General features: G+C 71.6%; 11 protein-coding genes. 10 read left to right on the top strand and 1 reads right to left on the bottom strand.

Going from position 1 to position 15,504, the window contains the following annotated elements; all coding sequences use genetic code 11:
* The first annotated feature begins 161 nt into the window (after positions 1 to 161).
* The 3 genes from IE278_RS05255 to IE278_RS05245 all read left to right on the top strand — a co-directional run bounded on the left by IE278_RS05255 (position 162) and on the right by IE278_RS05245 (position 5,316).
* Positions 162 to 770 carry a rhomboid family intramembrane serine protease gene (locus tag IE278_RS05255; protein ID WP_189769282.1) on the top strand — a complete coding sequence of 203 codons (609 nt, stop codon included), beginning with the start codon at positions 162 to 164 and terminating at the stop codon, positions 768 to 770.
* Between the two features lie 330 nt (positions 771 to 1,100).
* Positions 1,101 to 2,972 carry a helix-turn-helix domain-containing protein gene (locus IE278_RS42125; RefSeq protein ID WP_246569966.1) on the top strand — a complete coding sequence of 624 codons (1,872 nt, stop codon included), beginning with the start codon at positions 1,101 to 1,103 and terminating at the stop codon, positions 2,970 to 2,972.
* Between the two features lie 118 nt (positions 2,973 to 3,090).
* The gene (locus tag IE278_RS05245; RefSeq protein WP_189769280.1) at positions 3,091 to 5,316 is read left to right on the top strand and encodes a DEAD/DEAH box helicase; all 2,226 of its coding nucleotides are present in this window, start codon (positions 3,091 to 3,093) and stop codon (positions 5,314 to 5,316) included.
* Between the two features lie 142 nt (positions 5,317 to 5,458).
* On the opposite strand, the gene IE278_RS05240 is transcribed toward IE278_RS05245, so the two are convergent.
* Entirely contained in the window at positions 5,459 to 6,568 is a 1,110-nt protein-coding gene (locus tag IE278_RS05240; protein WP_189769279.1) for a threonine synthase, read from the bottom strand.
* A 295-nt stretch (positions 6,569 to 6,863) separates the two neighbouring features.
* Between IE278_RS05240 and IE278_RS05235 the strand changes: the two genes are divergently transcribed.
* The 7 genes from IE278_RS05235 (at position 6,864) to IE278_RS05205 (ending at position 15,497) form a co-directional block, all read left to right on the top strand.
* Positions 6,864 to 8,450 carry a S8 family peptidase gene (locus IE278_RS05235; protein ID WP_189769277.1) on the top strand — a complete coding sequence of 529 codons (1,587 nt, stop codon included), beginning with the start codon at positions 6,864 to 6,866 and terminating at the stop codon, positions 8,448 to 8,450.
* A 283-nt stretch (positions 8,451 to 8,733) separates the two neighbouring features.
* Complete coding sequence (locus IE278_RS05230; protein WP_189769276.1) at positions 8,734 to 10,011, top strand: DUF4190 domain-containing protein; 1,278 nt, start codon at positions 8,734 to 8,736, stop codon at positions 10,009 to 10,011.
* A 146-nt stretch (positions 10,012 to 10,157) separates the two neighbouring features.
* On the top strand, positions 10,158 to 10,910 hold the full coding sequence (locus tag IE278_RS05225; protein ID WP_189769275.1) for a GntR family transcriptional regulator: 753 nt from the start codon (positions 10,158 to 10,160) through the stop codon (positions 10,908 to 10,910).
* 302 nt (positions 10,911 to 11,212) lie between these two features.
* On the top strand, positions 11,213 to 11,395 hold the full coding sequence (locus IE278_RS05220) for an SPOR domain-containing protein (RefSeq protein ID WP_189769274.1): 183 nt from the start codon (positions 11,213 to 11,215) through the stop codon (positions 11,393 to 11,395).
* Positions 11,396 to 11,446: 51 nt separating this feature from the next.
* Entirely contained in the window at positions 11,447 to 11,929 is a 483-nt protein-coding gene (locus IE278_RS05215; RefSeq protein WP_189769273.1) for a (deoxy)nucleoside triphosphate pyrophosphohydrolase, read from the top strand.
* A 252-nt stretch (positions 11,930 to 12,181) separates the two neighbouring features.
* Complete coding sequence (locus IE278_RS05210; RefSeq protein WP_373311925.1) at positions 12,182 to 12,577, top strand: ATP-binding protein; 396 nt, start codon at positions 12,182 to 12,184, stop codon at positions 12,575 to 12,577.
* Positions 12,578 to 12,827: 250 nt separating this feature from the next.
* Positions 12,828 to 15,497 (top strand): SpoIIE family protein phosphatase, encoded by a 2,670-nt coding sequence (locus IE278_RS05205; protein WP_189769271.1) that lies wholly within the window; start codon positions 12,828 to 12,830, stop codon positions 15,495 to 15,497.
* The last annotated feature ends 7 nt before the right edge of the window (positions 15,498 to 15,504 follow it).

The following is a 15,504-nucleotide window of genomic DNA, read 5'->3' as shown; positions in this document are numbered from 1 at the left end:
CGGCGGCCGGGAATCGTCACCGTCCGGTGGACACCTGCGCGTAGCTCGGACGGGGGACAGCCCCGCGCGGCCGGCGCACGCGCCTTTTCCCGCCCCGCCGTGGGAACCGGGCCCGGCCCGCCGTGCGTTGAGCGGTACACAGGGACCGGCAGGAGGCTTCCATGGCGTACGAACGGCAGGGTGTGAGCCTTCCCGCGCCGATGTCGCGCGGTGAGCGGGCCAGGAGCGCTGCCCTGCTGACCGGCGGCTGGGTCGCCCTGCTGTGGGTGCTCGAAGGCATCGACGCGGTGAGCGGCCATGCGCTGGACACGTTCGGGATCAGTCCGCGCGAGTTCGGTGAGCTGCGTGACATCGTGCCCGCCGCGTTCCTGCACTTCGGCTTCGGCCATCTCGCGGCGAACAGCCTGCCGCTGCTCGTCCTCGGCTTCCTCACCGCGCTGTCCGGCATCCGCCGCTTCCTCGCCGTCGTCACCCTGACGATCCTCGTCAGCGGCCTGGGCGTGTGGCTCACCGCGCCCGCCCACTCCCTGACCGCGGGCGCGTCCGGCGTCGTGTTCGGCCTCTTCGGCTATCTGCTGGTACGGGGCTTCGTGGACCGCCGAATAGGCGACGTGGTCGTGGGACTCCTCGTCGGGGCGGTGTACGGCTCGATCCTGTGGGGCGTCCTGCCGACGGCGACCGGGGTCAGCTGGCAGGGACACCTCTTCGGGCTGCTGGGCGGAGTGGCGGCGGCCTTCGCGTTCCGCCGGCCCCGCGACGCCCGGGGGTGACGACAGTCCGGGGTGAACGAGAGTCCGTGGGTGACGACAGCTCAGGGGTGCGGCAGTCCGTGGGTGACGGCAGAGCGTCGCCGACGAGCCTCTTCCCCCAAAGAGCGCTCGTCGGCGACGGACTCGTGCCACCCGCCCGGGCGGGCGACACCTGTGCGGGCACCCTGGTGCGGCCGGTGGCCGGCAGTGCTCCTGTCTGCCGGTGACCAAGCCCTTGCTCCCGATAAGCTCCGCACGGACAGATTCGTTCATATCCACGGCGATGTGGAGTGGTCCGCTGTTGCCAGCGCGTTTTTGGCAACAGGGGGCGGGCAGCGGGCTGTTGGGGGGATGACGATCGAGGACAACGCCTTGGGTGCCGAGCTGCGCCGCCGCCGCGTCGCAGCAGGACTGTCGCTCAGTGAACTGGCCCACAAGGTGCACTGCAGCCGCAGCTTCCTGAGCCGGGTCGAGACCGGTCAGCGACGGGCGTCCGTGGAGCTGGCACAGCTGTGTGACCAGGTGCTGGACGCCAAGGGGGTGTTGACGGCGCTGGCTCCGCCGAGCCTCGACTCCTTACCGAGGCCGGTCAGGACCGGGTCCGGCAGACGGGCGGCCGGACCCGCCGGGAGCCACGCGCTCCGGGCCGGTGCCCAGCGGCACCAGGAGTTCGACCGGCTGCTCAGACGCGGCGACCTGAGCCACTCCACCGGTGACATGCGGGAGGCCGACCGTCTCTACCGGGCCGCGCTCCACGGCGCCGCGGGGGATCCCCGGGCACAGGCCGAGGCCGTGATCCGGATGGCCCGTCGCTGGTCGGACCCCGGGCAGGTCGACCACGAACTGCTGCATCTGCTCAGGAACAGCCTGGCCGAGTTACAGGGCGACGGCGGGGCCGAGGCCGTGGGCCTGCGGCTGCGCCTCACCGCCCACCTGGCGAAGAAGGTGTCCATGGCGGTCAGCGAGGACACCGCGGCCGGCCGGGTGGGCCCGGAGGAAGGCGCCGGACTCGCCGCCGACACACTGAGCCGATTACCGGCGGACGGCAGAGACGGCAGAGACGGCAGAGGCGGCAGAGGCATCCGGGGCCTTCAGGACGGCCGGGACGGCAGGGGCGGAAGAAACCTCCGGGACGTCCGGGACGTCCGGGACGACGAAGTGCGCTGTGAAGTGCTCACCGAATGCCGCTGGGCGCGCTACGACTTCGCACCGGCGGCCGAAGCCCTGGCGCTGTCGCAGAAACTGCACGACGCCGCCGTCCGGCTCGACTCCCCCTACTTCCACGGCGAGGCGCTCATGGCCCTCGTCATCGACCAGCTGCGTACCGGCAGGGTCTACAGCGCCCTGGCCACCGCGAGCCAGTACCGCAAGTACGCCGCCGACACCCGCAGCGTCCTCGCCACCTGGCAGCGGCACACCCTGGACGCGCTGCTCGACCTGTGGCACGGCAGGTTCGACGCGGCGGCGGACTGGATCCTCGGCGAGTCGCCGAAGTACATCGAAGGACTGCACGCCGATCTCGCGGTGCCCGCCGACGCCCTGCGCCAGACCCGCCTGGGCCAGGCCTTCTGGCTGCTGCGCGAACAGGGCCGGATGGCGGAGCTGTTCACCTCGGACCTGGCCGAGGACGTCGAACGGCACGCCTACTTCCCCATCTGGCGAGCCGGTCTCGCGCTCGCCCTCTGCGAGACGGGGCAGCACGCCGAGGCGGCGGACCTGCTGATGGGCTTCGCCGCCGACACCGTCGACTTCAGCCGCTTCCCGCCCTCCGGCTGGGCGGTGCCCACCCTCGTCGTACTCGCCGAGGCCTGCGCGGCCCTGGACATCCAGGGGGGATACGAGGACCGGCTGAGGGAGCTCGTCCCGGGGCTGCGCGAGCGGCTGGCGCCGCACGACGGACAGGAGATCGCGCTCGCCGGCTGGCCCACCGTGCTGGTCGGCTCGACCGCGCGGGCCCGCGGTCTGCTGGCGCTGGCCGCGGGAGAGCCGGAGACCGCCCTCGGCCACTTCCGGCAGGCCGCCGTACCGGCCCGTTCGTCCCAGCCGGAACTCGCCCGGCTCCGGCTGGCCCAGGCCCGTGCGCTGCGCGGTGCCGGCGGTCCCGGCAACGAGGCCCAGGCGCGGAGCCTGCTGCAGGAGGCGCTGCGCAGCGCACGGGCCTACGGCATGGCGGGACTCGCGGCACAGTGCGGGCGGCTCCTGGAGGACTCCGGCCGGGACTGACGGCGCGCACGGCCGGCCCGCGCGGTGCACGCTCCGGCCCGGCCCGGTTGTCGTACCCCCGTGCAAGGATGACCGCTCGATCGGGGTCTGCGGGGTATGGCGGGGTAAGAGGGGCGTCATGGCGGAGGGCGAGAGGGCTGCGGGCGGCCCCGTGGCGGTGGGGCGCAAGGCGCGTGAGGTCGTCGCGCGGGGCGAGCGTCTTGGCGGCCTCGCACGGAACGTGCTCGCCGACCACGCCCGGGCCCTGGACCAGGTACGGGCCGCCCTCGCCCCGCTGCTCGCCGAGCTGGTCGCCCAGGAGCTGGAGGGCATCCCCGTCTCCCGGCTGAAGGACGTCACCGAGGGGCGGCTGCGGCTCGGAGCCCTGGAGAGCGCCGGATTCGGCAGCGTACGCCCGGTGTTCGAGGCGAGCAGGTACGAGCTGCGGCAGATTCCGGGAGTGGGGGCGCAGACCGCCGACCAGGCGCTCGCCGCCGCCCGGCAGATCGCCCGCGCGCTGGAAGAGACCGTGTCCGTACGGATCGACATCGACCACCCGGAGCCGCGGACCACCGCCCTCGTCATCGCGCTGCGGCGGATCGTCGAGGCGGGGCCCGACCTGCGGCGGGCCGTGGACGCTGCCCAGGGAGTGCAGCGACAGCTCGCGGCGCTCCTTCCGGCGGCGCGGCCGGCCGGCGGACGGCTGCGGATGGCCCTCCTGGGCAGGGCCGGGCGGGAGAGCGCGCTCGCGGCGGCGGGTGAGCTGCGGTCCCTCGTCGCCGACGCCGTCTCCAAGGGCGTACCGATGCTGCTCACCCAGGCCTCCACCGACCTGCTGCGGGAGTCGTCCTCCGACGCCGAGGCGTGGGTGGACTTCGAGCTGCGGTCCGCGGAGTACTACAGCCAGCTCGCCGAGATCGCCGGCAGCGCGCCCGACGTCGAGGCGTCCGAGGGCTTCCTGCCGGCGGAGGTCGCCGACCGGGTGCACGCGCAAGGGCTCGACGACACCCACCGGCGGGTGTCGTTGCGCGGCTACCAGTCCTTCGGCGCGCGGTTCGCGCTGGCCCAGCGGCGGGTGGTCCTCGGTGACGAGATGGGGCTCGGCAAGACGATCCAGGCCATCGCGGTCCTCGCGCACCTCGCCGCCGACGGACACCGGCACTTCCTGGTGGTGTGCCCGGCGAGCGTACTGATCAACTGGACGCGGGAGATCGGCTCCCGCAGCACCCTGCGCGCGGTGCCCGTGCACGGCCCCGACCGGCTCGACGCGTACGCCGAGTGGCGCGAACGCGGTGGGGTCGCCGTCACCACCTTCGACGTGCTGCACACCCTGCCCGACCCGAAGAAGGCCGAGCAGCACCCCCTGGACGCGCCCGCCGCGCTCGTCGTGGACGAGGCCCACTACGTCAAGAACCCCGAGGCCCGCCGCTCCCGTGCGGTCGCGCGCTGGACGAACCGCTGCGAGCGGGTCCTGTTCCTCACGGGCACGCCCATGGAGAACCGTGTCGAGGAGTTCCGTACGCTCGTCCGCTATCTCCAGCCCGATCTCGTACCGAAGATCCAGGGGAGCGACGCCGTCGCCGGGCCGCACACGTTTCGCAGGTCCGTCGCCCCCGCCTATCTGCGGCGCAACCAGCAGGACGTGCTGACCGAACTGCCCGCGCTCGTCCAGGTCGACGAGTGGGAGGAGTTCAGCGCGGCCGACGAGGACGCCTACCGGGAGGCGGTCGCCGCGGGGAACTTCATGGCGATGCGCAGAGCGGCGTACGTGCACGCGGAGAAGTCGGCGAAGCTTCAGCGGTTGCGTGAGCTGGTGACCGAGGCGGCCGCGAACGAGTTGAAGGTGGTCGTCTTCTCGTACTTCCGTGACGTGCTCGCCACCGTGCAGCGGGCGCTGGGAGACGCCGGGGTCGTGCTGGGGCCGCTGGCCGGGGGTGTGCCCGCGGTGCGCCGGCAGCAGCTCGTCGACGAGTTCGCGGACGCGGCCGGGCACGCGGTGCTGCTCTGCCAGATCGAGGCGGGTGGGATCGGGCTGAACTTGCAGGCCGCGTCCGTGGTGATCCTGTGCGAACCGCAGGTCAAGCCGACGCTGGAGCATCAGGCTGTCGCGCGGGCGCATCGGATGGGGCAGGTGCGGTCGGTTCAGGTGCACCGGTTGCTTGCGACGGACAGCGTGGACGACCGGTTGTTGCGGATTCTTGAGAGCAAGGCGCGGCTTTTCGATGCGTATGCTCGGCGTAGTGATGTTGCTGAGGCTTCGCCTGATGCGGTTGATGTTTCGGACGGGGCGGTTGCTCGGCGGATCGTGGAGGAGGAGCAGGAGCGGTTGGCTTTGGCGGGGGGTGGCGTTTCTGGCGCGCCTTAGGGATTGCGCAGTTCCCCGCGCCCCCTAAAAGACTGCGCCGTTCCCCGCGCCCCTGAAGGCGAAAAGCTAAAAGATTGCGCCGTTCCCCGCGCCCCTGAAGGATTGCGCCGTTCCCCGCGCCCCTGAAATGTTCCCCCCGTCCCTAAAGTGGGGTTGCTGGGCCGGATTTTTGGCCTGCTCCGCATAGGGGGATTACTGCTGTGCGGGGGCCCAGGGTGTTTTCTCTTACCGCTGCCCAGCAGGCGACGCCCGTTGATTCCACGTACAGGCCCTGGGAGGCCAGGTCGGTCTGGGCGTGGCGGATCTGGTCCTCCGTCACGGTGAGGAACGTGCCGCCCGACTCGCGGACCGCCCGCAGGATCTGGCGGGCCCTCGGCGGGTGGGGGATCGCGATGCCCTCGGCGAACGTGGGGGCCGCCGGGGTGACCCCGACCAGGTCGTCCGCCCCGTCGTGCCAGGCACGGGCCAGCGGGGCGACGGCGGCGGACTGGACCGCGTACAGCGCGGGTCTGCGGTCGATCAGGCCCGCCGCGTGCAGTTCGGCGACGGCGAGGGCCGCGCCGAGCAGGAGCGTGCCGTTCCCGACGGGCACGACCAGCACCTCGGGGAGTCGTCCGCCGAGTTCCTCCCACACCTCGTGGACGTACGTCTTCGTACCGTGCAGGAAGTACGGGTTGAAGACGTGCGAGGCGTAGAACGTGCCCTCCTCGTCCGCCGCCTTCCGGGCCGCCCACGCGGTCGCCTGACGGTCGCCCGGGACCACCTCGAGCCGGGCTCCGTGCGCCGCGATCTGCTCCAGTTTCTTGGCGGACGTGCCCTCGGGGACGTACACCGTGCACGACAGCCGGGCCCGGGCGCAGTACGCGGCGACGGCCGTGCCCGCGTTGCCGCTGCTGTCCGCGACGACCCGCCGGGGCCGCAGCCGCAGGGCCAGTTCGGCGAGCATGACGGCCCCGCGGTCCTTGAAGGAGAGCGTCGGCATCAGGAAGTCCAGTTTGGCCGTGATGCCCTCCCGGAGCGTGACCAGCGGGGTGCGGCCCTCGCCCAGCGACACCGAGGGGGCCGGCAGCGGCAGGCACTCCGTGTAACGCCAGAGTGAATTCACCCGGCCCGTGAGGGACTTGAGGCTCGCGGGCGTCGGGGCGAAGTCCAGGTCGAGCGGGCCGCGGCAGACCGGGCAGCACCACGCGAGGGAGTCCGTGGGGACGCGCGTGCCGTCCACCGGGCAGAAACAATCCGGCAAGGGAGTCATCCCCGCAGGTTAGATGCACCACTTGGTGACGGAGCGTCATGACGGGCATATGTCAGCCTCGTTGCGTCGGCGCAGGGCTCTTGTGCATTTCCTGTGGGAGCCGCACTCTTTCTGGCTGAGCGCATGGTTCGGCGTGCCGAACGAGCCGGAGTGAACCTGCCTCCGGCGCGCCCGTGCGACCCGCACCACCTTGTGAGCGCACGACCGCACCCCACTCACCATCGCTCTGTCAGCGCACCACTAGCGCACCACCAGTGCACCATCAGCGCACCACCGATTGAGGAGGATCCCTCAGATGGCAGTGATGCGTCATGCCCGGCGAAGACTTGCCGGTGGAAGATTCGCCGGTATCGCCCTCGGTATCGGCTCGGCGGCCCTCGTAGGCGGCCTCGTCTCCGCGGCCCCGGCCCAGGCCGCCGGACCCGAAGGCCCCATCCAGTACGCGGGCGCGCCCGGCGCCGTCGCGGACAGCTACATCGTGACGCTCCACGCGGACGCCGCGAAGGCCGGTTCGGCCGAGGGCAGGGCCCTGGCCGAGGCGTACGGCGCCACCGTCGAGCGTACGTACAAGAAGGCGCTGAACGGGTACGCCGTCGAGGCGAGCGCGGCCGAGGCCAGGAGGTTCGCCGCCGACCCGGCCGTCGCCTCCGTCGTCCAGAACCGCGTCCTGTCGATCGAGGCGACCCAGCCCAACCCGCCCTCCTGGGGCCTGGACCGCATCGACCAGGCGGCCCTGCCGCTGAACCAGAGCTACACCTACGACGACACCGCGGGCGAGGGCGTCACCGCCTACATCATCGACACCGGCGTCCGCATCACCCACACCGACTTCGGCGGCCGGGCCTCCTACGGCTACGACGCCGTCGACAACGACAACACCGCCCAGGACGGCCACGGCCACGGCACGCACGTCGCCGGCACGGTCGGCGGCACGGCGTACGGCGTCGCCAAGAAGGCGAGGATCGTCGGCGTACGGGTGCTCAACAACTCCGGCTCCGGAACCACCGCCCAGGTCGTCGCGGGCATCGACTGGGTGACGTCCAACGCCGTCAAGCCGGCCGTCGCCAACATGAGCCTCGGTGGCACCGTAGACACCGCGATCGACACCGCCGTACGCAACTCCATAGCCTCCGGCGTCACCTACGCCGTCGCGGCCGGCAACGAGAGCACCAACGCCTCGACCCGCTCGCCCGCCCGCGTCACCGAGGCCATCACGGTCGGCGCCACCACCAGCACCGACGCCAGGGCCTCGTACTCCAACTACGGCGCCGTCCTCGACCTCTTCGCGCCCGGCTCGTCCATCACCTCCGCCTGGGGCACGGGCGACAGCGCGACCAACACCATCTCCGGTACGTCGATGGCGACACCGCATGTCGCCGGGGCCGCCGCGCTCTACCTGGCGGACAACCCCACCGCCGCGCCGGCCGCCGTGCAGAGCGCGCTGGTCGCCGCGGCCACGACCGGGGTCGTCACCGGGCCCGGCACCGGGTCGCCGAACCGGCTGCTGCGGGTCGGTGGCGGGGGTACGCCGCCGCCCGGGTCGTACTTCGAGAACACGGCGGACTACGCGATCGCCGACAACTCCACCGTGAACTCGCCCGTCACGGTGAGCGGGGTCAGTGGTAACGCGCCTGCGGCGTTGAGTGTTCCGGTGAACATCGTGCACACGTACATCGGGGATCTGCAGGTGCAGTTGGTGGCTCCGGACGGGACGGCGTTCACGCTGAAGGCGTACGGGGTGGGTGGGTCCACGGACAACATCAGTACTACGTACACGGTGAACGCTTCGGGGGAGGTGGCGAACGGGACGTGGACGTTGCGGGTGAGCGACAACGCGTCGCTCGACACGGGGTATGTGAACGCGTGGGGCCTGCAGTTCTGACCTAGGCCCAGTGGTTCCGCCCCCGCCACCCCTTCCCGTTCCCGTCCCGCACGGGGGCTGCGCCCCCTCACCCCCGTTGTCCTCAAACGCCGGACGGGCTGAAAGATGTACGCCCGTCCGGCGACATCTCAGCCCCTCCGGCGTTTGAGGAGCGGGGGTTCGGGGGCGGAGCCCCTGAAACGCTGTTCCGCCCCGCCCGCACGCCGCTTACCATGCGCTTTGTCGCACACAGTTCCGTATCGGCGGAACGCAGCGCACCACTCGGACGAGGAGCACAGCACACGTGGAGATACCCCCGCCCGCCGGACCCCAGCAGCCGCCACAGGGGCAGCAGCCGCAGGGCCCGTACGGCGCATACCCGGGCCAGGGGCCGGCCCCGTACCCGGGCCAGGGGCCTGGGCCGTACCCGCCGCGGGGGCCCGCCCCGTACGGGTATCAGCCCTGGGGGCACGGCTACTCCCCGTATGCCGCCCCCGCGCCCTTCAACGGCCTCGCCATCTCCGCGCTGGTGCTCGGCGTCCTGTGCTTCCTGCCGCTGGTCGGGCTGGTTCTCGGGCTCGTCGCGCTGGGGCAGATCAAGAAGAAGGGCGAACGCGGCAAGGGCATGGCGATCGCCGGGATCGTCCTGTCCGGCCTCGGCACCGCGATCCTCGCGCTCGCGCTCGCCACCGGCGGCGCGGCCGGCTTCTGGGAGGGGTTCAAGGAGGGCGCGCGCGACGCGGGCGGCAGCGGCGCCGTCTTCTCGCTGAAGAAGGGCCAGTGCTTCGACACGGAGGGCGGCTCCCTTGAGGGCATGGCCTACGACGTCGACACGGTGTCCTGCGAGGGCGAGCACGACGGGGAGGTCTTCGCGAACTTCCCGCTGCCGGACGGCGGTTACCCGGGCGACGACGCCGTCACCGAGACCGCCGACGACAAGTGCTACTCGCTGCAGTACGCCTACGCGATGGACTCCTGGGCCGTCCCGGACGACGTCGACATCTACTACTTCACGCCCACGAGCGACAGTTGGAGCTTCGGGGACCGCGAGATCAGCTGCGTCTTCGGCAACATGGACGAGAAGGGCACGCTGACCGGCTCCCTGCGCCAGGACGCGACGACCCTCGACGCCGACCAGGTCGCCTATCTGGAGGCGGCCGAGGTCCTCGACGAGGCGATGGACTCGGCGCCCGAGGAGGAGTACGTCGAGGACGACCTGCCCGGTCACAAGGCGTGGGCGACCCGGGTCTCGGGTGCTCTCACCGAGCAGGTCGGCCTGCTGCGCGGTCACCGGTGGCCCGCCGACGCGAAGAAGCCGGTCGCCACGCTCGTCGGGCAGCTGGAGTCCGCGAAGAAGGAGTGGGCCGACGCGGCCAAGACCTCCGACGTGGACACCTTCTACGAGCACTACGGCAGGGCGCTGGACCTCACCGACGCGAAGAAGTCCGTCACGACCCGCAAGGCCCTGGGGCTGGAGTCAACCCCGCCGCCCCCGTACGAGGACGCCGGGTCGGGGGAGGGCGACTCGGAGGACGGTGACTCGGGGGACGGTGGCTCGGGAGGCGGCGGCGCCGAGGTGTGAAGCCTGCCGTAGCGGAAAGAAAGTGCCTGCGTAAAGCCCCCTAAGGCCCTACGTCATCACATCGAGTGATTCTCTGGCCTTTACTTGCCTGCTACAACCCACGGTTGCCACCCTGTTGCTGTCTGTACAACCTGAGGGAGTGGCCCGTGACATTCGGTGAGCAGCCGGCGTATCTGCGCGTCGCCGGCGATCTTCGCAAGAAGATCGTCGACGGATCGCTGCCACCACACACCAGACTCCCGTCGCAGGCCAGAATCCGCGAGGAGTACGGGGTCTCGGACACGGTCGCCCTGGAGGCGCGCAAGGTGCTGATGGCGGAGGGGCTGGTCGAGGGCCGCTCCGGGTCGGGTACGTATGTGCGGGCGCGCCCGGTGCCCCGCCGTATCGCCCGCTCCGGATACCGGTCGGACAGCGGCTCGACCCCGTTCCGCCAGGAGCAGGCGGACCTGGCCGCGCGCGGTACGTGGGAGTCGCACAGCGCGCAGGCGGAGGCGAGCGGCGCCGTCGCCGAGCGGCTCGGCATCGAGGCCGGCGAGCGGGTGATGTGCACGAAGTACGTCTTCCGGGACGCGGGCGAGGTGATGATGCTCTCCACCTCCTGGGAGCCCCTCGCCGTCACGGGCCGCACCCCGGTGATGCTCCCCGAGGAGGGTCCCCTCGGCGGGATGGGAGTGGTCGAGCGCATGGCCGCCATCGACGTGGTCGTGGACAACGTCACGGAGGAGGTGGGCGCAAGGCCCGGCCTCGCCGAGGAACTGTCGGCGCTCGGGGGAGTGCCGGGCCATGTCGTGCTCGTCATCCAGCGCACGTACTACGCGTCGGGCCGGCCGGTGGAGACGGCGGACGTGGTCGTGCCGGCGGACCGGTACCGGATCGCCTACCACCTGCCGGTGAAGTAGGGCCCGCCGTCGGCCGTCGTGCGGGCGGCCCGCCGGTGTATTCCGGTCGTTCTGACGGCGGGCCATGGGCCGGTCCGCACCCCGTCGGCGGGGTGCACCGGGGGTGGCAGGGGGTGTCACGGGGCGTATCCATGAGGATGCGCCCTCTTCGTGCTGGCCGGTTGCTTACGTCGTGCATACCTCTTTGTGAAAAGCCGTATTCGCTGCGTGAAGGTTAGGCGTAGGCTCCGGCATATGCGGATTGCGGTTTCCTTATGGAACGGGGCTGGGCGCGAACCGGGGGCGGGGAGTGGAGGGGCGCGATGAACGACGGCACGATCACACTTCCCTGGCTCGTCATACGACAGGACGACAACGGCAATCGCTACCGCGTCGGCAGGTACGCGACCAGGGCCGAGGCGCAGAAGATCGCGGACAGCCTCGACGAGCGGGGCCACAAGCAGCTGTACTGGGTCGAGCGGATCGCGCAGAACGGCGCGCGGTGACGGCCGTCGGGCGGCGCCGGGGGTTCCCCGGGCTCCCGTAGGCTCCCGCGCATGACCGAACTGATCGTGGTGGTGGGGGCCGCCGTGCTGCGTGACGGGCGCCTTCTCGCCGCGCGCCGCAGTGCGCCCGTGGAGTTGGCCGGGCGCTGGGAGCTTCCCGGGGGGAAGGTCGAGCCCGGGGAGAGCCCTGAGCGGGCCCTGGTGCGGGAGCTTCGGGAGGAGCTGGGGGTCGAGGCGGAGGTCGTGGAGGCCGTGCCGGGGGAGTTTCCGCTGCGGGCGCCGTACGTTCTGCGGGTCTGGACCGCTCGGCTGGTGGACGGGTCGGCCGAGCCGCTCGCTCTTCAGGATCATGACGAGTTGCGCTGGTTGTCCTCGGACGAGTTGTGGGACGTCGACTGGTTGGACCAGGACGTGCCCGCTGTGCGCGAGGTCGCGCGCCTGGCGTGGGGCGTTTCTCGCCCCCGCCGCCCCTACCCGTTCCCGTTTCGGGGGCCAGCCCCCGAACCCCCGGTCCTCAAACGCCGGACAGGCTGAGCGATTCGCGGACCGTCGGCGATACCTTCAGCCCGTCCGGCGTTTGAGGACGAGCGCGCCAGCGCGATCAGCGGGGCGAGGGGGCGCGGCCCCCGTGTGTGGGAGCGCCGGTGTGCGGCAACTGCGCCGTTCGTGGCGCGGCGCGCCCCCGTACGCGGTACTTCACATGTGGTATCGGGTATGTGCCCATCAATCACATCAAATCGGGCGTAGTCCGTAGTCCGCCGCAAGGGCCTGGAAGTGAGCCGCGTGATGCACACCGAGGGCGATGTCGCCGAGTGGACCTTCCCCGCGGAGCCGGGCGCCGTCGGGACCGCCCGTGCCGTCGTCCGCGGACAGCTGCGCGCCTGGGGGCTCGACCCCCTGAGCGATGTGACGGCGTTGCTGGTCAGCGAGCTGGTGACCAATTCACTGCGGTACGCGACCGGCCCCATCGGGGTCCGCCTCGTACGCCCTTCGGAGCTCCTGGACGCCCTGCTGGTGGAGGTGTCCGACCCGCTGCCCGACCCGCCCCGGGAGCGCTCGGCCCAGCCCGACGACGAGACCGGCCGGGGGCTCCGGCTGGTGGCGGACTCCGCGCGCCGCTGGGGCACCAGACCAGGCGAAACGGGCAAGACGGTGTGGTTCGAGCTGGCTCTCCCGAGCTGATCGCCGACTCTTCGGCGGAGACCGCGGGTGGTCCGGTCCGTCTCGGCCACAGAGACGGACCGACTCGGTGGTTCGACGGGGTGCCACGTGGTTAGAAGACTGGGAGTGTTTGTCGCAGCCGGTCCTAAAAGCATCGGGACCGTGCTGTGATCGTGAACACCGTGTTGTGCGGCTCCGTAGTGCTGGATACTGCGGGCAGCCGCTTTCGGTGACCGGTGCCGGGCGCGGTGAGCTGGAGGGGACGGTTCGCGTGAGCGAGATACCAGCGAAGGCCACGGAGTCCGAGGACCCGTCGGGCGGCGCGATGGCTGATGCGACGACAGGCGATGACGCCACGCCCGCGGTGGGCGGGGCGGCGGCCGGAGCGTTGGACGGACCGCTCGGCGCGACGCCGGACGGAACGCCGGGCGACGCGTCGGGCGAGGTCGTGTGGCAGAGCAGTCCGCCCGGCTCGATCTACGACTACATCAAGGTCGCCTCGTTCTCGATCGGCCCCGACGGTCTCGTCGACCAGTGGAGCCTGCGCGCCGAGCAGCTCTTCGGCATCCCGACCGACCGCGCCGTGGGCATGGACCCCATCGAGGCCTTCGTGGCCGAGGACCGGCGCGACTTCGGCCAGCGGAAGATGGCCGAAGTCCTCGACGGCAGGGAGTGGACCGGAGTGGTCCCCTTCCGGCTGCCCGACCCCGAGGGCAGCGGCCGGGTCATCGACGGACTCGCCGAGGTCTACGTCATGCCGACGCGGACCGAGGAGGGTGAACGGGCCGCGGTGTGCATCGTCGTGGACGTACGCACGCTCCGCAGCATCGAAACCGACCTCGCCGCCTCGCAGGCAATTTTCGGCCAATCTCCCTTCGGCTTCCTCCTGATCGACCCGGACCTGCGGATTCGCCGCGCCAACCAGCGGTTCGCCTCGATCTTCGGTGGCACCGTCGACGACCATCGCGGCCGTACGGTCAAGGACTATCTGTCGCCGGGCGAGACCGACCGTGTCTCGGCGATACTGCGCCGGGTCCTGGAGACGGGCGACTCCGTCACCGAGATGCTGGTCACGGGCACCGTGCCCGGTTCCACCGAGCGCCGCCACTGGTCCATCAACCTCTATCGCGTACACGGCGGTTCGGGGCGGCCGATCGGGATCGCGTGGCTGGGTACCGACATCACCGCGCGCCGCGCCGCCGCCCGTGAGGCCGCGCAGGCCCGGCGCAATCTCGCCCTCCTGAACGAGGCGGGAGCGCGTATAGGGAACTCCCTCGATCTGGAGACCACGGCCCGCGAACTCCTCGACGTGGCCGTCCCCGGCTTCTGCGACCTGGCGTCCGTCGACCTCTACCAGGGTCTGCTCGCCGGTGACGAGACCCCGCCGGGCCTCGCCGACGGCAGCGCCGAACTGCGCCGGGTCGCCTACGCCAGCGCCGTGTCCGACGCGCCCTTCGTCGGCGGACGCAAGCTCGTGAGCGTCGGCGCGGTCCACCACTTCGCCTTCAACTCCGCCTGCGCGGACGCCCTGCGCACCGCCAAGCCGCAGTTCGTCGCCGCCGAGGAGGGCGGGCTGATCCAGTCCACGCTCGCGGTGCCGATGGTCGCCCACGACACGGTCGTCGGCATCGTCCAGTTCTCCCGTACGAAGGGCAGCGAGCCGTTCGGGGAGCGCGACCGGGCGCTGGCGGTCGAACTGGCCGCACGCGCCGCCGTCTGTATGGACAACGCGCGCCTGTACCGCCGCGAGCACGAACGCGCCCTGATCCTCCAGCGCTCCCTGCTGCCCCCGGGCGACCCGGAGGCCTCCGGCCTGGACATCGCCTGCCGCTACCTCCCGGGGAACGCTGCCACGGAGGTCGGCGGCGACTGGTTCGACGTCATCGAACTGCCCGGTCACCGCACCGCGTTGGTCGTCGGTGACGTGATGGGGCGTGGTCTGCGGGCGGCCGTCGCGATGGGTGAACTGCGCACGGCCGTACGTACCCTGGCGCTGCTCGACCTCGAACCGGCGGAAGTGCTCTCCGCGTTGGACGAGATCGCCCGCGGTCTGGGCACCCCTGGCGGCACCCAGCAATCTACGCGCGGTGCCCGCCAGTCCCGGGACGCCGACCTCTCCGAGGTGTACCTCGCCACCTGTGTGTATGCGGTCTACGACTCCGTGACCCGCCGCTGTACGTTCGCCAACGCAGGCCATCTCCCACCGGTCCTGGTCGAGCCGGGCGAGAGCGCGCTCATGCTCGACGTACCGCCGGGCATGCCCCTCGGAGTCGGCGGCGAGCCGTTCGAGGAGGTGGAGGTCGAACTCCCCGAGGGCGCCCTCCTGGCGCTCTACACGGACGGTCTCGTCGAATCCCGCGACCACCCCCTGGACGAGGGCCTCCAGGCGTTCGTGGGCGCCCTCACGGACCCCTCGGCCCCCCTGGAGGACGTCTGTGACCACGTCCTCAGCACCCTCGACACCCATCACGGCGAGGACGACATCGCCTTGCTGATGGCACGTGTCCAGGGGCTGCCCGCCGAGTCGGTGGGCGACTGGACGCTGCCGCGCGAGCCCCGCAGTGTGGGCCGCGCCCGCGAGTTCGCCCGCAACCAACTCGTCGGCTGGGAACTGGAACCGCTCGTCGACACGGCCGAACTGCTCGTCAGCGAGCTGGTCACCAACGCCCTGCGCTACGGCGAGGGCGAGATCCGGCTGCGGCTCCTCCTCGACCGCACGCTGGTCTGCGAGGTCTGGGACGCCGGTCTCGTCCAGCCGCGCCGGCGCCGGGCCCGCGACACCGACGAGGGCGGCCGCGGACTCCAGCTGGTGGGGCTCCTCAGCGCCGCCTGGGGCTCGCGCCGCACACCCCGGGGCAAGACGGTGTGGTTCGAACTGCCCCTGCCCAACGGCGGAACAGCCCTCGCGGACCCGGCGGAGGCCCTGCTGAGCCTCTTCTGACCCCCGC

Origin of the sequence: Streptomyces tauricus (genome assembly GCF_014650955.1) — a bacterium.
In the GTDB taxonomy this organism is placed as follows: domain Bacteria; phylum Actinomycetota; class Actinomycetes; order Streptomycetales; family Streptomycetaceae; genus Streptomyces; species Streptomyces tauricus.
The sequence above is the reverse complement of the archived record's forward strand: the minus strand, read 5'-3'. Positions and strand labels throughout refer to the sequence as shown.